This window comes from Bifidobacterium sp. LH_558, assembly GCF_056356295.1.
In genome coordinates this window covers 34,811-51,417 of the sequence record NZ_JBKETZ010000004.1, presented here as the reverse complement: position 1 = coordinate 51,417, position 16,607 = coordinate 34,811, and the positions used below count along the sequence as shown (strand labels likewise).

At 59.9% G+C, this 16,607-nt stretch carries 16 protein-coding genes; 8 read left to right on the top strand and 8 right to left on the bottom strand.

Going from position 1 to position 16,607, the window contains the following annotated elements; translation table 11 throughout:
- Positions 1 to 109 precede the first annotated feature (109 nt).
- From nudC to AC1AV0_RS06525, 3 genes are read right to left on the bottom strand one after another with little or no spacing between them, the layout of a single operon-like run.
- A complete protein-coding gene (gene nudC, locus AC1AV0_RS06535; RefSeq protein WP_476572333.1) occupies positions 110 to 1,330 on the bottom strand; it encodes an NAD(+) diphosphatase in 1,221 nt (406 codons plus the stop codon).
- Between the two features lie 30 nt (positions 1,331 to 1,360).
- Positions 1,361 to 2,203: an alpha/beta fold hydrolase gene (locus AC1AV0_RS06530; RefSeq protein WP_476572330.1), complete on the bottom strand. Its 843-nt coding sequence runs from the start codon at positions 2,201 to 2,203 to the stop codon at positions 1,361 to 1,363.
- Positions 2,204 to 2,219: 16 nt separating this feature from the next.
- On the bottom strand, positions 2,220 to 2,855 hold the full coding sequence (locus tag AC1AV0_RS06525; protein ID WP_476572327.1) for an NUDIX hydrolase family protein: 636 nt from the start codon (positions 2,853 to 2,855) through the stop codon (positions 2,220 to 2,222).
- A 114-nt stretch (positions 2,856 to 2,969) separates the two neighbouring features.
- On the opposite strand from AC1AV0_RS06525, the gene trxA reads away from it, so the two are divergent.
- The 5 genes from trxA to AC1AV0_RS06500 all read left to right on the top strand — a co-directional run bounded on the left by trxA (position 2,970) and on the right by AC1AV0_RS06500 (position 6,179).
- Positions 2,970 to 3,326 carry a thioredoxin gene (gene trxA / locus AC1AV0_RS06520; protein ID WP_476572325.1) on the top strand — a complete coding sequence of 119 codons (357 nt, stop codon included), beginning with the start codon at positions 2,970 to 2,972 and terminating at the stop codon, positions 3,324 to 3,326.
- Positions 3,327 to 3,486: 160 nt separating this feature from the next.
- Positions 3,487 to 4,497: an aggregation-promoting factor C-terminal-like domain-containing protein gene (locus tag AC1AV0_RS06515; RefSeq protein WP_476572323.1), complete on the top strand. Its 1,011-nt coding sequence runs from the start codon at positions 3,487 to 3,489 to the stop codon at positions 4,495 to 4,497.
- Positions 4,498 to 4,674: 177 nt separating this feature from the next.
- Positions 4,675 to 5,097 carry a hypothetical protein gene (locus AC1AV0_RS06510; RefSeq protein ID WP_476572321.1) on the top strand — a complete coding sequence of 141 codons (423 nt, stop codon included), beginning with the start codon at positions 4,675 to 4,677 and terminating at the stop codon, positions 5,095 to 5,097.
- The gene (locus AC1AV0_RS06505) at positions 5,087 to 5,317 is read left to right on the top strand and encodes a helix-turn-helix transcriptional regulator (RefSeq protein WP_476572319.1); all 231 of its coding nucleotides are present in this window, start codon (positions 5,087 to 5,089) and stop codon (positions 5,315 to 5,317) included. The genes AC1AV0_RS06510 and AC1AV0_RS06505 overlap by 11 nt, the downstream gene beginning before the upstream one ends.
- A 331-nt stretch (positions 5,318 to 5,648) precedes the next feature.
- Positions 5,649 to 6,179 (top strand): hypothetical protein, encoded by a 531-nt coding sequence (locus AC1AV0_RS06500; RefSeq protein ID WP_476572317.1) that lies wholly within the window; start codon positions 5,649 to 5,651, stop codon positions 6,177 to 6,179.
- Between the two features lie 116 nt (positions 6,180 to 6,295).
- On the opposite strand, the gene AC1AV0_RS06495 is transcribed toward AC1AV0_RS06500, so the two are convergent.
- Positions 6,296 to 8,272, bottom strand: coding sequence for a DUF4012 domain-containing protein (locus AC1AV0_RS06495; RefSeq protein WP_476572315.1), 1,977 nt, complete (start codon positions 8,270 to 8,272; stop codon positions 6,296 to 6,298).
- A 222-nt stretch (positions 8,273 to 8,494) separates the two neighbouring features.
- On the opposite strand from AC1AV0_RS06495, the gene AC1AV0_RS06490 reads away from it, so the two are divergent.
- Complete coding sequence (locus AC1AV0_RS06490; RefSeq protein WP_476572311.1) at positions 8,495 to 9,064, top strand: arsenate reductase/protein-tyrosine-phosphatase family protein; 570 nt, start codon at positions 8,495 to 8,497, stop codon at positions 9,062 to 9,064.
- Between the two features lie 5 nt (positions 9,065 to 9,069).
- Here AC1AV0_RS06490 and AC1AV0_RS06485 read toward each other — a convergent pair whose 3' ends face one another.
- Positions 9,070 to 9,333 carry a hypothetical protein gene (locus AC1AV0_RS06485; protein WP_476572310.1) on the bottom strand — a complete coding sequence of 88 codons (264 nt, stop codon included), beginning with the start codon at positions 9,331 to 9,333 and terminating at the stop codon, positions 9,070 to 9,072.
- Positions 9,334 to 9,377: 44 nt separating this feature from the next.
- On the bottom strand, positions 9,378 to 10,811 hold the full coding sequence (locus tag AC1AV0_RS06480; protein ID WP_476572583.1) for a tyrosine-protein kinase domain-containing protein: 1,434 nt from the start codon (positions 10,809 to 10,811) through the stop codon (positions 9,378 to 9,380).
- 461 nt (positions 10,812 to 11,272) lie between these two features.
- Between AC1AV0_RS06480 and AC1AV0_RS06475 the strand changes: the two genes are divergently transcribed.
- A complete protein-coding gene (locus AC1AV0_RS06475; RefSeq protein WP_476572308.1) occupies positions 11,273 to 12,382 on the top strand; it encodes an AAA family ATPase in 1,110 nt (369 codons plus the stop codon).
- A gap of 124 nt (positions 12,383 to 12,506) precedes the next feature.
- Here the strand turns inward: AC1AV0_RS06475 and AC1AV0_RS06470 are convergent, their stop codons facing one another.
- Positions 12,507 to 13,205, bottom strand: coding sequence for a hypothetical protein (locus AC1AV0_RS06470; protein WP_476572306.1), 699 nt, complete (start codon positions 13,203 to 13,205; stop codon positions 12,507 to 12,509).
- A gap of 5 nt (positions 13,206 to 13,210) precedes the next feature.
- On the bottom strand, positions 13,211 to 14,650 hold the full coding sequence (locus tag AC1AV0_RS06465; protein WP_476572305.1) for an AAA family ATPase: 1,440 nt from the start codon (positions 14,648 to 14,650) through the stop codon (positions 13,211 to 13,213).
- Positions 14,651 to 15,112: 462 nt separating this feature from the next.
- Between AC1AV0_RS06465 and AC1AV0_RS06460 the strand changes: the two genes are divergently transcribed.
- Complete coding sequence (locus AC1AV0_RS06460) at positions 15,113 to 16,519, top strand: hypothetical protein (RefSeq protein ID WP_476572303.1); 1,407 nt, start codon at positions 15,113 to 15,115, stop codon at positions 16,517 to 16,519.
- Positions 16,520 to 16,607: the final 88 nt, after the last annotated feature.

Here is a 16,607-nt window from a genome sequence, read left to right as displayed (position 1 = left end):
GCTCCCCAGCCTATCAGCTCGCCCTGTCGAGAGATCCTTCGACTCCGCTCAGGATGACGTCCTTCTTTTTCGTCATGCCGAGCGGAGGCGAAGCCGAAGTCGAGGCATCTCACAGTTCGCGTCCGAGCCACTCCTCGATCATGTAGCGGGCGATGGTGGCCTTGCCCGGCGCGACCATCCGCCCCGAAATCAGTTCGGCGGTGTATTCGTCGCGCGTCACCCACCGCGCGTTCATCGTTTCGGTACCGTCCGGCCGCACGTCGGTGTTGATCGCATGCGCTTTGAACGCCACCATCAGCGAGGCCGGGTACGGCCACGGCTGCGATCCCAAATACCGCACCTCGCCCAGCCGGATGCCCACTTCCTCCATGGTTTCGCGCCGGCAGGCATGCTCCAGGTTCTCGCCGGCCTCCACGAATCCCGCGGACACCGAATACAGTCGCGCGTCCTTCCATGCGGCGTTGTGCTGCAGCAGCAATCGGTCCTGCCCGTCGACCACCGCGGTGATCACCGCCGGTTCGACGCGGGGGAACAGCACGCGGTTGCCGTCCGCCTGGTTCGTGCACCGCTGCGCCCAGCCGCTCATCGCCGTTTCGACTGGAGCCCCGCAGGTGGGGCAATGCCGCTGACGGCTGTGCCAGATGCTCAGGGTGATGGCGCTGGTCGCCTGCCCCGCCTCCCGTGCGGTGGCGTGCGGGGCGAAGCCGCGCAGGTCGACCCAGTCGAATCTGGTGACGGCCTGCTGCAGCAGCGTCGGCTTGGGGATGTTCGCCTCCTGCGCGCCGCCCACGGATTCGTCGAAGGCGTCGTCCGCACCGAGTCCGGCCGCGTCGGGCACCGCCCGCAATGCCGCGTCCGCAGTCCCAGCGGCGGATGTTCCGGTCGCGCTGGTCGCACCGGCCGCTCCCAGTTGTCCGTCGACGGTTCCGGAATCCTCGACTCCGGCCACGGTCACGCGGGCGGGAGCCACAGCAGCGCCCGCTTCGGGCACGCGGGTGATGTCGACGGCCAGCACGTGTTCGTCCCGCACGCCGCCGTAGGCGCCAAGGAACATGGCCACGGCCTGCGGATAGCGGTCGAGTTCCGCGAGCACGTATGCGCCGGGCAGGGTGGCCAGCCGCATGCTGACGGTTTCACGGTCCACGAGTTCGCCTTGGCCGCGCGGCACGGCGACCCGCCCGTTGCGGGTCAGGATCACTTTGGTCGAGGCGTCGGCGAGCAGCGCGGCGACCAGTCCGGGCTCACCGCGACGTTCGGTCTGATAGTCGATGTCGCCCTGCGCAAGCGGCAGGAACGGCAACGCCTGAGTAAGTGCCAGTGGAGAAAACATAGAAGTTCGCTTCTTTCCGTTGTACCGAAGTTAAGCCATCCGCACGCGCTTGACGAGGTCTACTAGGGCGCGGGCCACCACGTCGGGATGTTCGACGGCGCTGAAATGGCCGCAATCCTCGATCTGCGTGAACACGGCGTTGCTGCCGATGCGTTCGGCGAGCGGCTTCATCACGCTCGGATTACTGGTGGGGTCGAGCGTGCCGGACACCACGGCCACCGGCACGTCGATCGTCGCCGGCACATCGCTCAAATCCGCACGCCCGTAGGTCATGCGCTGCCGCCATGCGGCTCCGGCCGGCGTCTGGCTCTCAATCCACGCGGTCATCTTCTCCACGAACGCCGGCGAGCGCTTCACACTGGAATCCCCCGGCTGAGGCTGCGCGAAATGCATCACCGGCTCCAGCGAATCGCTTTGTTCGCATGCGTCGGCCGTGGCGAGGCGTCCTTCGCCGCCGACGCCGTCCGACGCGGCCATGGTGTCGCACAGCGCGAGTCCGGCCACCGCTTCGGGGTGGATGCGGTACAGGTTCGTGGCCATGTATCCGCCCATCGACAGCCCCACCCAGATGGCTTTCTCGTATCCACCTTCGCGCATCAGCCGCACGTAGGCCTCGCCCGCGCGGTTCAGGGCTTGCGGATAGGATCCGTTGGGCTCCTGCGGGCCGGATTCCTCCGCCGTGGGCACGCCGGATTCGCCCGAGCCGGGCATGTCGGGTGCCCAGATCGGGAATGAGGGCAGACCTTCGGCGTCGGCGATGCGCGCGATTTCGGCCGCGCATTCGTCCCACATGCGGTGGTCCACCGGGTACGCGTTCAGCAGGATGAGCGGCAGTCCCTCACCGCCGCGGTAGATATGGTTTGCGATGCGCATATTCCTCCAATTACCGTCAGATTCCCGCCCAGGCCAACGCTTGGCGCACGATTCGGTCGTGCCCGTTGACCATTTGCGCAAGGAAGGTTTCCATCGTGTCGCTGTGCGGGTCGACCCATTCCACGTCGAGCGTCTCGTCCTGCGGTTTGCAGTCGCCGGCGATGGGCACCACATAGCATAGGGCGATCGCGTGCTGGCGTGGATCGTAGCATTCACTCAGGCCCGGTGTGGGGAAGAATTCCGCCACGGTGAATGGCTGCAGGTTCGCCGGCAGCAGCGGCAGGGCGATGCTGCCCAGGTCTTTGGCCACGTTGCGCGCGATCGCCTCGCGCAGGCTTTCGTGGAACAGCACTCGCCCGGTGATCAGTGTGCGTTCGATGTTCCCGTCGTCCGATACGCATAGCAGCGATCCGACCTGGCTGATGCGGCCGAGGTCGTCGGTGCGCACCGGCACGATTTCCACGTAGGCGATGGGCAGTTGCCGCCGGGCGCGGTCGATGTCGTCGCGGCCGAGCCATCCGGGCGGGTTGCCGCGCCCTGAACCGCCTGATCCGCGGATGAAATCCTCGGGCGTGATTGAATCGAATTCGCCGCGGCGGCGGCCGGCGTCGAAGTCGCCCTCGCTGGGCACCTCATCATTCAGGACTGGCATGGTTCCCATTATCGCGCGCGTTCGCGCGTTCGCCTATTCTCCCGGCGTAAAGACCGCGTAAATGTTGAGTGGTGATGGGAAGCTGAAGGCGACACCCGAGGTAAGGAGCAGATTATGGCCACTCATGCCATCAGCACCGCTGAGTTCGAGAAAACCGTCAACGGCAATGAGATCGTGTTCGTGGATTTCTGGGCCACCTGGTGCGGCCCGTGCCGCGCGTTTGGCCCGGTGTTCGAGGCCGCGAGCGAGAAGAATCCGGATGTGTTCTTCGCGAAGGTCGATATCGACGCCAACCAGGAGCTTGCGCAGGCCGCCGGCGTGCAGGCCGTGCCCACGCTGATGGTCGCCAAGCAGGGGCAGATCATTTTCCAGCAGGCGGGCGCGCTGCCCGCCGAGGCGCTTGACGACCTGATCGAGCAGGCCAAGGCGCTTGATATGACGCAGGCCGCCGACGCGGCCGATGCCGAGTAAAGCGGGCTGAGATCCTTCGACTCCGGCTTCGCCTCCGCTCAGGATGACGTCCCCTTCCCGTCTGCCCTTTTTGGGTGGGCGGGATTTCACATTATGCACACACTGTTTTACACTGGAAGAAGTGTGCCTGCACACCATCATCCGCCGAACAAGGAGCGTAATGGCCAGCCATCGCAAGAACGTCCCCACCTTGAAGTCCCTGAGCAAGCGCCAGTGGATGAAGATCGCGGCATCCTTCGCCGCAGTGGGAATGCTTGCCACCGCCGGCGTGGTGACGAACGCTTTCTATCACAACGAGCTCGTCGCCTCGCAGACCATCACCGAGTTCTCCGCCACCGACACGGCCGGCATCACCGTCTCCCGTGGCACGTCGCGCGAATCCCTCAAGGGTGCCGATAAGAACACCACCTTCGTGACCGTGAAGATCAACGGCGAATCCCGCATCGTCCTCGGCGAAAAGGACGCCTTCACCGACGTCAAGTCCGTGCTCGACGCGGGCAATATCACACTTGAATCGGGCGACACCGTCTCCCCCGCCCTGACCGACGAGGTCGACGAATCCACCGTCATCACCATCGAGCGCGTGGGCGCGGAACTGGAAACCTCGGAGACCGCCATCGCGTTCAACACCGTCTATAAGGAGACCGACGAGCTCGCCAAGGGCGTGGAGGAAGTGGAATCCGAAGGCGAGGAGGGCGTGATGGAGACCACCAGCCTGGTCACGCGGGCAGGAGACACGGTCGTCTCCTCCAATGTGTTCGCCTCCTACGTCAAGAAGGAGCCGGTCGACCGCGTGATTCTGGTCGGCACCGGCAGCACGTCGTCCAGCTCCAGCAGCTCGAGCGCCAGCCTCGGCACCACCGTGCCGGCCAGCGAAATGCAGCAGTGGGCGCATGACTACCTGATCTCCAACGGATACAGCGAAAGCGACTTCTCCGCCGCCGTGTACATCATCACCCGCGAGTCCGGCTGGAATCCGACCGCCACCAACGCCAGCTCCGGCGCATACGGCCTGGCCCAGGCGCTCCCGGGCAGCAAGATGGCCTCCGCCGGCGCGGACTGGCAGACCAACTACCAGACGCAGTTCAAGTGGTTCGTCAGCTACTGCAACGGCCGCTACGGCTCGCTTGCCGGCGCGTACAACTTCTGGCTCGCCAACCACTGGTACTGATCGCGAAACTTGCCGTAAAGCCCCGCCGAGTGCGGGGCTTTACTGTATTCCCTCGTCCTATCCCCTCGAAATCTCGCCAAGGGTGCTAGATTCTTCAATAGGATTTTCACCAGGCGGCCGCATGGGTTCAATGGCGGTTCGTCGGTACCGTGGATATGGAAGAGGAGCGACTTCACGATGACCTTCAATCGATATATCTCATTGCGCATGGTCGTCGAAATAGTGGGAGCGGTGTGCTGCGCCTCGCTGCTGCTGTTCCAGAACAATCTTGTGGGGGTGATCGCCACGGCCGTCGTCGCCGTGCTGTGGATCGCTGGCGAGGTGTTGGTGATTCTGGTGCTCAATCGGCAGGATCCGCGCCGCGACGAGCTTTCCGACAAGCATCAGAGCGATGCCATGCAGTTCGCGTTGACCACGATGATCGCCGTGCTGATTCTGTTGGGCTTCATCTACACCATGCTGGCGCTGCTGCAGCCGGGGATGCACCAGATTCGACCGATGACACTGCCCATGCTCGCCATGGCCGTGTTGGCGCTCTCCGACGCGCGTTACCTGTGGCTGGAGCACCAGTGGGCCAAGGGGGAAGACGATGAGGACTAGCCTGAAACTGCACCGTCTTGAGCGGGATATGAAGCAGTCCGATCTGGCGGATCTGGTCAATGTGCGCCGCGAGACCATCGGGCGTTTGGAGCAGGGCCTGTACTGCCCGTCGCTGCGACTGGCCATGGATATCGCGAAGGTGTTCGATACCACGGTGGAAGAGCTGTTCAGTTTCGCCGACGAGGACGACGCTCCAGCGGCGTCGGGAAAAGCCGCCTGATCGGCGCGAGTTACGCCTGACGCCTCAAAACGACACGCCGAAGCACGGGTCGATGGATGTTTTTCGTAATCTTCGTCACATTTCGTCAACATTGTTGACATTTCGCGGACTTGACGCGTGCCCTCCATTCGGGGGTGTGCGAATGCCCTCACATCAAGTGACGAACTTGTCACACAGCGGCGGCTTTTCGCCATTTCCCTCAGGTTTTCAGTGTCTTACGGGGGTGTATAGTGAAGCACTGTACACGGAGCATGGGGGATACTCTGAACTCCACAAGTCAAGTCTCAGCAAGGGCTTCGGCCCACAACTGAGAGGTAAAGGATAACTAACTATGAAGAAGAAGATCGTGGCTCTCCTCGCCACCATCGCCGCTGTTTTCGGTTTCGGCCTCGCCACCAGCACCGCCATGGCCGACGAGAATGCCTACGGTTCCGCTACGACCGTTACCGGCACCACCGCGTCGTTCGAGTTCGCCAACCTGACCCCGGGCGAGTCCTACTACGTTGAGTACGAGGACACCTACGTCGAGTCCGTCACCCTCGCCGCCATCAAGCAGTCCAACAGCATGGTGGCCCCTGAGTCCGGCATCCTGCACGCCACCTACAAGTTCAAGTCCAACGCTCCGGCCGGCTCCGCCGTCACCGCGACGATGAAGAACAGCGCCGGCAACGTCGTCGCCACCGCCACCGCCACCGTTCCGTCCACCGGCGCTGGCGACACCACCAACGGCAATGGTGCTAACACCAACACCAACACCACCGCCAACACCGGTGCCGCTGTGGCTCCGTACGCCGTGGCTGTGGTCCTGATGGCCGCCGCCGGCATGGCTCTGTTCGCCGTGCGCAAGAAGGCCACCCGCTGAATTCATCTTCAGTAGGGAATTCTTAAAAAGGTCCTCGAGATTATTCTCGAGGACCTTTTCGTATCTCTTCGCGCGCCCTCCTCCTACCAGGAGGGTTTTCAACATCGTTCAGCGAATCATTCCAGCGTCGGTGTCTCTCGCAGCGTCATTTCACCTTCCGCGTTCACCGATGTCGCCAAACGTATGGTGAGTTCGCAGCTCTCCCCCGGTTGCAGCGTGATGTCCACAGCACCATAAGTCAATCCTTCGAACACACCGATGTTCTGAAATCCCTCTTCGGTCACGCCGCTGCCTGTAAAGTCCCAACTCACCAAACGTCCCTTGACCGGAGCAAAGGCATACACAGAGGTAGCGATCTCTCCCGAACGAGCGTTGCCATCACGGTCATACCCTCGCACTAACTCGGGTATCGACGCCGCAGTGGTCGGATCAGCGGTGTTGGTCAGTTTGACATGCAGCACATACTGCTTTGCTCCATTAGGATATGTCGTCTCGTATTCCAATGAGGTCTCACGCTGGAGATACCAGTCCATCTTGCCCATCGTTCCATCATTGAAATACAAGCCCGCAACTGCATCAGTTTCATCATCCGTCTCCAGCTCGCCCGCGATGGTGGTGCCGGAGAGAATCTCCTGTTCGTCTTCATGGGCCGACCAGAGCAGGATATGCCCATCGGTGACGGCACCGCTGAGCGCCTTGATCAGCGCGGTATTGTTGCCCGACGTATGCGTGACATGCTCGAACACCTCTTGGGCCGCCATTGCGAAGAACGCGTCCTGCGTCGACTGCGTATCGAAGCGCATATAGCTGTCGCGCAACAGGGTCTGCACAGTGTTCTGCCCATCTAAAACCGTGCCGTCCGACAGGGTCATGCCCCCAGTGACCGCCAACATACGCTGCAAGGCCACCGGGTCCACACTGATCACGCCGTCAACGTCTTGGTTCTTCAGCAGTTTCCACATCACCGTGCCGATATACGCGGAACGCGGGAAATCAGGCGTGAAATTAATATCCTGCTGATATTCGGCAAGATGTTCGCCATACAGCACCTTCTCTTCGGCCGTCAGCTCCACCACCGGCGTTTCTGACACCCGATGTGCCGAGTCGAACTCCGAAACGGAAATCACGCCGTTGCTCACGGTGACCACACCCCATGAGCCGGGAATGCCGCCTGTGGCGCGCAATTCGGCGTTGTTCTGCGAAATCAGCAGGTAGTTGCGCGTCTGCCCGTCCTCAATGCCCAGCATCTTCGGCAGCAGCTGTGCCGCGCGCGATACGGTGTCGAGCAGCGACGACACCGTATCGAACTTGGTTTGCGCGTTATCCACCGCGCTTGCCAGCTGCTCGATCCGCAATCCGTCCACTGCCTGCAACTCGTCGTTGGCCTGGCTAATCACCGCACTGGCCGCCGTCAGGTCTTCAGCCCTACTGGCCAGGTCTCCGATCTGTATCTGCCCGTTCTGCACGCTGATGGAATCCAACGAAAAACCGTCCAACGCAGCGGAGAGCGACGGCAGCGCGTCGGTGGACACCGTTTCCAGCGCGCCCACCACGGATCTTACCGCGCCGATATCCGAACCCACATACGGCATCCAGGAGGCAAGCACCCAAATCGGGCTGTTGGTCTGCCGGTAGGCCGCGTCGATATGCTCGCCCAAATCGTTCAGTCCGCTGACGGCCTGATCCATATCGCCTTCGCTCACGCTGGTTTGAATCTGCGAGACAACTCCCACCGCCTGTTCGACCTCGCTCTTCGCCTTCAGCGCGGACACACCGAACCACACTCCGAGAGCGATCAGCACACCCAGCACCGCGGCCACGGCGATCAGGATACGACGGTTGCGCTTGCGCTTGCGTTTACGCTGCCGACGCTGGGCGGCGCGGCGCGACAGGTGTTCCTTAAGCGGCTCATCGTCTGCGGAGCGGTGAGATGCCCCGGAAGACCCGGAAGACCCGGATGACCCAGATGATGCAGATTGGTCAGATGACGCAGACGATGTGGGAGGCGATGGCGGCGTCGGCGGCTCCATCCTCGCCATCGGGGCGTCCGCCAACCCGTCGAACAGATTGTAACCATCGTTATTGAACGTCATGGATTCGTCTCCTTCCACGCCTGCAATTCCGCACTCGTGGGGCGGCGGCGTGTGCTTTGCGTCATTATCCCGGTTATCCCCACTTCACAATACCGTTCCCAGCCCCCGAATCCTTGATATTCGCCTCCCCCTTGCAAAACACCCAAAGACCATTCACAAAAACTCTTGAGGTATAGTGCTGACAGAGACGCAGTCGTCGTTCGATTCAATGAGGGGGATTTCATGCATATCATGTTCGTCTGCACGGGCAATATCTGCCGGTCTCCCATAGGCGAGCTGCTGACCAGCCATTACTTGGAGCGCACCTCGATGCAGGTCTCCAGCGCGGGCACGCATGGACTTGACTCGCATCCCATCGACCCCTCCAGCGAATATCTAATGAACGCGGTGGGTATCGACACCAGCGACTTCCGCTCCCGCAGGCTGACCCGGCAGATGGCCGAATCCGCGGATCTGATTCTGTGCTTCGAGAAGCAGCAGCGCGCCGACATCGTCACATTGGCGCCGAACGCCAACCGTTATACATTCCTAATCACGGATTTCGCGAATATGTGCGAATACTGCGCCAAGAATAATCTGGTCGAAGGCATGACCATCCAGGAACGTCTGCAATCAGTAATCCGCGCCTCCACATTGATTCGCCCGATGCTGCCGACCGCCCAGAATATCGCTGATCCTCACCGCCAGTCCTTCGACAAGTTCCGGCTCGCCGCCGAGCAGACCAACGCCGCACTGCGCACAATCTTCACCAGCATGCGCAAGCATTATGCGGACTCACACGAGACCGCATGACCGGTTCAGAGCACCAATACCGCAACCGCCAAGCACACAATAACCACGCATGCGACCGCAACGACGATGGCCATATGCCGTTTGCGTAGAGTTCCGCGCGCCACACGTTCGGCGCTCTGGGCATCCTGGGCGTCTTCGCCCTTCGCAGGTGCCCCATCCGGCCCGTCCTCGGGCGCGGACACCTGTGAGAAATCAATCACGGGAATATCCCAGTCGGTGGTGACGACGTCGCCACTCGACTGGGATTGTTCGCACGGCATTGTATTCATACGTTCACGCCATCCGAATCGAATTGTTGATTTTGCGTTTGGGACTACTGATTCTCCCGCTTGCGGCGATGGGCCCCGCTTTTGCCGCGCGAGTTGCCGCCGTCCTCGTCGTAGTAATAGTAGTAGTCTCCGCTGTTCTTCTTCGGGTCCGCGAGGTTGAACACGAAGCCAAGCACCGGCACGTTGGCCGATTCGAGCGTCACGCAGGCTTCGGCCAGATCCTTCTTCTCGCACACGCTCTTGCCGGTCACCAGAACCACGCCGTTGGTCCAACGGCCGAACATGGCGCCGTCGCTGGAAACGCTCAGCGGAGCGGTGTCGATGATCACGTAGTCATACTGCGTGCGCGCCTGCGAAACCAGCTTGGCCATGGTTTCGGAGTTGAGCAGAATGCTGGGGTTGGCCGGACGCTTGCCGGCGGCGAGCACATGGAAGTTCGGCTTCCAGTAGCTCTGCACCACGTCTTTAGGCATCATCTGGCCGGAGAGCACGTGAGCGAGGCCCACATGACCTTCGATATCAAGGCGGTTGGCCACCGAGGGGTGGCGCAGATCGGCGTCGATGAGCAGCACTTTTGCGCCGTCCTCCGCCAATGCGGCGGCCACGTTGACAGCGACGGTGGTTTTGCCTTCGGACGGCGTCGACGAGATGAACACCAGCACCTGGCCATGTTCGTCCACGCGGTCGGTGGAGAGGAACGACAGGTTGGTGTGGATGCGGCGGAATTCCTCGGCGAGCGGTCCGCCCGGACGGGAGACCACCATCGGGCGGCTGCCTTCCAGCAGCTCGTCTTGCGGCACGGTGCCGAGCGAGGAGGCGCCAACGACGGCACGCACTTCAGAGGGCTCTTCCACCTTGGTGTTGAGCATCTCACGCACGATCGCGCAGCACACGCCCAGAATCAGACCGGCCACCACACCGGCGGCGAGATACAGCTTGACGTTGGGAGAGCTCGCCGATTCCGGCACCTGGGCGCGCTGCACCACCGACAGCAGCACGGGGTTGCGCTCTTCGTCCATGGTTTCCATCGAGGTGGAGACCTGCTTGCTCAGGCTGTCCGCCACGGCATCCGCCAGCTGCTGGGACAATTCGGGTTCCGGGGTTTCGGCCGTGATGTCTACCATCAGCGTGTCCGAGGGATTGCTCACCGTGATAAGCGCCGCGACCTCGTCAACCGTCATATCAAGGTTGAGGTCGTCGATGACGCTGTCCAGCACGGTTTCGGTTTTCGCCAACTGCGGATAGATCACGATCTGCGAATTGAGGTACGAGCTGATCGCGCTGTACTGGGACGCGCTGTTGCCGTTGGCCTCGCCGACCGCACCTTGGCCAGACATGGCCAGCAGCTCGGCGGTGGCGGAATACTTCTTCGGCGTGGTGAACGTGTACGCGGCGACCGCGGCCACAACCACCACAAACACCACGATGACCATAATGACGTGTTTGCGGATCATCATCATCAAATCGGCAAGCGTCACACCCTGTTCCTCAGACGCTTTCATCTCTTCTTGAACCATAACCCCTACTGTTCGTCTATGTGACAAAAATACGGTTGACAGACTATCAGCTAGGGGGTACGGCCAGTCTCGTTCACACCCCTCTTCCGCATCTCTTCACAAAACACCGCCCATCCCCTCCTCGCCCGCACCGAACACACCGCGACAATCCTCCCCTCCGTCATCCTGAGCGAAGCGCGCAGCGCGCAGTCGAAGGATCCCAGCTTCTAAGACACCAGGGAAAGGAGCAAAGCACACAGATACCGCTCTCAACTTCTTCTATTCATTCTATTTATTCTATAAATCACCGCATATCGCTCAAAAACCATGAAATAACACCGTTTAGCGACACCACCATAATTCTCTAGAAATTTTCTAAAGATTTTCTATTTCATTCTATTTATTCTATAATGATTCGAATCCACATCTCGAAAGGATCTCGTATGACGTTCCCCGCCAACCCTTTCAAACCCACGGCAGGCGTCATGCCGCCCGTGCTCATCGGCCGCGACATGATATGCGAGGATTTCTCCGAGGGATTGGATGACGGCCCCGGAGCACCCGATCGGCTGATGCTGGTTTCAGGACCACGCGGCAGCGGCAAAACAGTGATGCTGATCGAGCTGCGCACGATTGCCGAGCAAAGGCACTGGCACGTCGTCGACGAAACGGCCAGCGAAGGACTGTGCGACCGACTAATCACGCAGATCGCTCCGGACCCCGGCATCTTCGCCGGCGCCACAATCAAGCCCTCCCTCATGGGGGCAAGCCTTGGTGAAGTGTCGATAGCACCGGCATTGCGACCCTCCACGCTGCGCGACGCCATGAACGCCAGACTGAAAACACTGGGCAAGAACAGAGGACTGCTGGTCACCATTGACGAGATCCAAGACGCCGATCCCTCCGACATCACCGCCATCGCGACGGCCGCGCAACATATGTTCCGGGAGAATGCGAACGTCGCGTTCGTGTTCGCCGGACTACCCCAGGTCATCTCCGATCTGCTCAACGCCAAGGTGGTCACGTTTCTGCGCCGTGCGTCCTTGAAAAAGCTCGGGGATGTCCCTCTGGATGACGTACGCGAATCGTTCGCCCACACCATTCGCAGCAGAAACGTCGCCATCGACGACGCCGCGTTGGATGAGGCCACGCAGGCCACGGAGGGATATCCGTACATGATCCAACTCGTCGGATACCACATGTGGAGGGCGGGCCGACGCCGCCAGACGAACACCACCAACGAAATCACTGTGCAAGACGCGCGAGAAGGCATCGCCCAGGCAAGAGCCCGACTCGGGGAAGGGGTATGTGCGCCCGTAATCGATAATCTCCCCGAACGAGCCGTCGACTATCTCAAGGCCATGGCCGAGGACGACGGCCCCTCATCCACCGCGGAGGTGGCCAATCGCATGAATGAAACCATGGATTACGCCAACCAGTACCGCGCCAAACTGATCGAGGAGAAAATCATCAACGTACCGGAACGCGGCAAAGTGGACTTCGCCATCCCGTACCTGCGCGAATACCTTAAGACGCAGTCCACATTATCCTGAATCAACGTCTCTCAAGGCGGATGGACCGTCAGTTGCTGTGCAGTCATCCACGCCGAACAACTCCCCAACGTGGAGGAATCGGCAGTTTATGCCGAATCGTCCATGTCCGAGAGCCCATAAACCGTTATTCGGGAATAGCCAAGTGCAGGTTCGAACCCCTGTGTAGCGATGAGACACCTTCTCGCAGAGCGTTCCACGTGTTTTGGTAATCGCCAGGCACCGCGACATCCGAACTTCGCATAAAAGCCTTGAAGTGGGGCAGATCGTTGGCAAACCGTCTGCGGAACGATTGGGCGAGCCTCACCTTCTCCGAGTTGGAGAGGGTGCCGGATTGGTTGTGCAGGGCGTGCTCCATGTTCCGAGAGAAGTAGTAAATCTGATACGGCACCATATGCTGTTGGTACGTCAAGCATGTAAGGCTCGATAGCTTGCGCAGTGCTTCGCTCTTTCTGCGATTGCGCAAACATATGCTTTCCGTTTTGCTTGTGAGAATGCAATCCTCACGATATTCAATCGCGTCCGAATCACCCGCAAGCACGAGGTTATCCGGAATAAAGGCTCCGTCCGTGTCGCAGATTTGCACGATCTGTGCGATGTCTTTCCACCGGTAGCCACGGTCGCGTTTCAGCTCGCCAAGAATCAACTCACGCACCCGCTCGCGGGGCTCTTTAGTGGTTTGCATGACCGTCACATCACCATGCACAACATCGAACTTTACAAGGTTGTCGTTGAATAGTCGCTGGAACACACTTCCGAGCGCGGTTTCCTCCGTGGGACCTTCCACTATGAACAGAATGACTTTCTTGGTTGCCGGTTTCGCCATGAAGATCACTCGCCTTCGGGGAAGCCGGAATCGTAGAACGCGCTGTCGATGTCGAATATGTTGGTCGGCTCATACACGGTTTCCGACTGCCCGCCGAGGTTGATCGCGCGCAGGTATTGGCTACGTAGGTTGCTTTTCTCTCGGCTGCCGCGGAATTTGATATAGCGCCGCTCCGGATTGGTGGTGGTGAACACCAGCGACCCCTTGTTCAAAGTCTCCAGGGGGCGCAGATTATGCGCGGTGAAGATCAGCTGACCTCGACCGTGATTTTGGAGCACCTGCAGAATCTCCCCCAGAAGGAATTCAAATACGCCGGAATCCAATTCGTCGATGGCGACGCATGCGCCAGGCTTGGAATACACATCAATGAGCAGGGTGAGGATCGAAACCAGTTTCTTGATGCCTTCGGATTCACACCGCAGCGGCACGGTCGTCTCGCCGCGAGTGCAGGTGATTTCGACCCGTTCGACCGGCGTCCCGTCCTCGCCCAACATGCTTCCAAGTTGGACGACGCCCAACGAGAGGCCAGGAACAAGCGCGGAAAGCACCGGGGTCATTTTCTCGACCGTGTTGCGCAGATCGCCAAGCTGCTTCTCGCTTAAGGTGGCCGGTTCGGCCAGATTTACGATAAACGACGCGTCCGCCAATCCGCCCCATTCGCCCTCATGCGTCACGATATGCAGTCGGTTCAACATGGAAACCGCGTATTGCGAAACGCCGACGACAGCCAGATCAGTCAAAGCAAATAACGCTATATCCAAAATGAGCTGCGCCAACGATAAAACCGTGGAGACGGTGCCTAACACACTTGCAGAGACATCCGCACCCGACGCTTTTGAGCCGGCTTTATCGCTAAGTTGTTTCATTAAAGACATGAAGTCTTCTGAGAACATCAACGAACTGTTTTTTTCGACCGCCAAACGCTGAGCCACAGCCAATCCGGTTTTCGCATTGCCGTCCAACGACAGAACGTCTTTCCAGAGCTGCTTCGGCTTCAGCTCATACCCCCACAAGGTATCATCGCGCAAAGAATACGACAGTACGGTACGCATGGGGTCTTTTTGGGAGAGATCCTTGTATGCGAGCTCCTCGCCGAGCAGCATCGCCCCTTTGCCGCCATCACAGAATGCCACCGTGTAGATGAACTGCATATCAGCAACTTGCGTTTCATCATCGAAGAGAACGCCTTCGACAATGATTTCAGCCTCACCGCTTTCCTTCGATACACAGTCTGCAGCGACCTTCTGAATGCCTTTTCCACTCCATAGACGTTTCACTATGCCGAGCGCTTGGATCACAGAGGTTTTGCCGGAACCATTCTGCCCATAAATGCCTACGATATCGGCGTCTGGAGCAAGACCACCCTTTTTCCACGCCGACAACGCGATTTCGCCATGCCCAACATTCTTGAAACCATTCAGCGTGATTGACTGAAGACGAATCATGGCACTCCTTTCACCATATCCACTTCATTCTATACGAAATCAAGATAAAACATTTTCAAATTCGTAAAAATCTAACGCTTTTTACAACAATCCACACTCTCAATAAAACCCACAGCCAAAAGATCTCAACTCCCAAAACTTGGAATTTTTGACATTTCAGCATGTTTGAAACACGGAATTTTTGTCATTTTCGCCTATTCCAAACGTGGAATTTTTGACGTCCGGGGGCGAGGCCGCTCTATGCCACTCTCGTCAGAGGTTTCACGCCAGCACGGTAAAACGCGAACACACTGGCCGAGCGTTAACGTTCGGCCAGTGTGTTCGCCGGTGTATTGTTTAGGGGGCAGGGTTATGCGTTCGCGCACCTGCCGCAACCGCCACGAAAGCGATGCCCACGGGGGAAGAGGAACGCTTGGGCGCGCAACCATATGCTTCCCTACTCATCCGGAGCCAAGGAGTTTTGTGACCACACAACCTTCCGCCACCGCCACTACCGCCGCAGACAGCGCCGCCACACCACATCTCGACCGCGCTCACGCTCACGTCGCCCCTCACCCTGTCGCCACCCACAGCGACATCCTGTTCTTCGTCGCGCTGGCGCTTCTGCCCGTCGATGGTACGGTCGTCGGCTTCTATCAACCGTTTTGGACTCCGATCAGCCCGTGGCTGTTCGCGGCGTATTGCTTGTGCAATTGGCAGTATCTGCGCGAAACGTTCCGCCGTAATGCCGCGTTCATGATGATGCCGGTGGCGTTGGCCGCGCTTTCTATCCCGGGTTGGCTGGCGTTCGGCTTCCACGGCAAGGCCATGGTGATGAGTCTGACCGGCGTGCTGGGCGCGGTGGCCACACTGGCCGCTGTGCATATCGCCGTTACCTGCAAGGGCTTGCCGTGGCGCAGGATGGTGCGCGTGGTTCTTGCCGCGTATTGGTTCGCGTTCGCCGTGGGCGTGCTGCAATGGGTGGCACTGCGCCTGCAGGTGAGCACGGTGGTAGATTATTTCGAGCAGTTGATGGCCCGCGACTATCTGCCGGCGGATTCGCCTTGGGGCGGCGACCGCCCGCAATTCCTGTTTGCGGAGCCAAGTTATATTGGCATGCACCTGTTCGGCATATTGCTGCCGTTGTTTTGGCTGACCCGCCCTCGTGATGCGGCGTTGGCGAAGCGTCTGCGCGATCTGATTGTGGTGTTCGCCGCGGGCAGCATGCTGATGGGCGCGGGCACGCGCATCATCCTGGACACGGTGATCGCCATGGTGGTGGTGATTGTGGCGCAGGTCCGCTGGCATGATGCCGCGCACAGGCATCGAGGATTGCTCGCGCTGGCTGGAACAGCCGTGTTCGCCGTGGCTGGCGTGTTCGCCAATTCGCGTTTGAGTTCGATTCTCGATCACGGCGCGGAGGGTGACGGCTCGTTCTTCGCGCGCATCTGGCAGAGCCTGGGACCGCTGTGCGGACTGACGGAGCATCCGTGGACGCTGATTTGTGGGTATGGCGCGGGCAACATCATCGAGGCCACGTATGCCGGCGCCAACCGTGCGGTGGGATTACTAGACACGTGGGGTATGAATTCCTCCGCCCCTGCTAATTGGTATGCCGCGAAAACCGCGGACACCATGTTCACCATGAGCGGTTACACGAGCTTCCTCACCGAATTCGGTCTGGCTGGCTTGTGCGGCCTCATGGCATTGGTTCTCCGGCATATCACACGGCACCATGCGTGGAACAAGCAGACGGTGTGCTGGCTGCTGCTGGTCGCGTATCTATACGTTCAGTTCGAGGGATATGCGTTCGCCGCCATTCCATTGCTGGTGTGGGGCGCTGCATGCGATAGGGAAAGCGACAGGCCTTCAACCGGTTCGATTCTTTAGGATTTCCTGGATATGATGGTGTGAATGGTTACGACAACGACGTCACCTCCATAAACCATCGCAGCGTCATCCGAAAGCAGAGCCCCTC

Excerpts from the sequence above, each read along its gene's own strand:
- AC1AV0_RS06465 (WP_476572305.1), bottom strand. The coding sequence starts at position 14,650 with ATGATTCGTCTTCAGTCAATCACGCTGAATGGTTTCAAGAATGTTGGG.
- AC1AV0_RS06475 (WP_476572308.1), top strand. The coding sequence starts at position 11,273 with ATGACGTTCCCCGCCAACCCTTTCAAACCCACGGCAGGCGTCATGCCG.
- AC1AV0_RS06510 (WP_476572321.1), top strand. The coding sequence starts at position 4,675 with ATGACCTTCAATCGATATATCTCATTGCGCATGGTCGTCGAAATAGTG.
- AC1AV0_RS06500 (WP_476572317.1), top strand. The coding sequence starts at position 5,649 with ATGAAGAAGAAGATCGTGGCTCTCCTCGCCACCATCGCCGCTGTTTTC.
- nudC (WP_476572333.1), bottom strand. The coding sequence starts at position 1,330 with ATGTTTTCTCCACTGGCACTTACTCAGGCGTTGCCGTTCCTGCCGCTT.
- AC1AV0_RS06515 (WP_476572323.1), top strand. The coding sequence starts at position 3,487 with ATGGCCAGCCATCGCAAGAACGTCCCCACCTTGAAGTCCCTGAGCAAG.
- AC1AV0_RS06525 (WP_476572327.1), bottom strand. The coding sequence starts at position 2,855 with ATGCCAGTCCTGAATGATGAGGTGCCCAGCGAGGGCGACTTCGACGCC.
- AC1AV0_RS06505 (WP_476572319.1), top strand. The coding sequence starts at position 5,087 with ATGAGGACTAGCCTGAAACTGCACCGTCTTGAGCGGGATATGAAGCAG.
- AC1AV0_RS06495 (WP_476572315.1), bottom strand. The coding sequence starts at position 8,272 with ATGACGTTCAATAACGATGGTTACAATCTGTTCGACGGGTTGGCGGAC.
- AC1AV0_RS06490 (WP_476572311.1), top strand. The coding sequence starts at position 8,495 with ATGCATATCATGTTCGTCTGCACGGGCAATATCTGCCGGTCTCCCATA.
- trxA (WP_476572325.1), top strand. The coding sequence starts at position 2,970 with ATGGCCACTCATGCCATCAGCACCGCTGAGTTCGAGAAAACCGTCAAC.
- AC1AV0_RS06530 (WP_476572330.1), bottom strand. The coding sequence starts at position 2,203 with ATGCGCATCGCAAACCATATCTACCGCGGCGGTGAGGGACTGCCGCTC.
- AC1AV0_RS06470 (WP_476572306.1), bottom strand. The coding sequence starts at position 13,205 with ATGGCGAAACCGGCAACCAAGAAAGTCATTCTGTTCATAGTGGAAGGT.
- AC1AV0_RS06485 (WP_476572310.1), bottom strand. The coding sequence starts at position 9,333 with ATGAATACAATGCCGTGCGAACAATCCCAGTCGAGTGGCGACGTCGTC.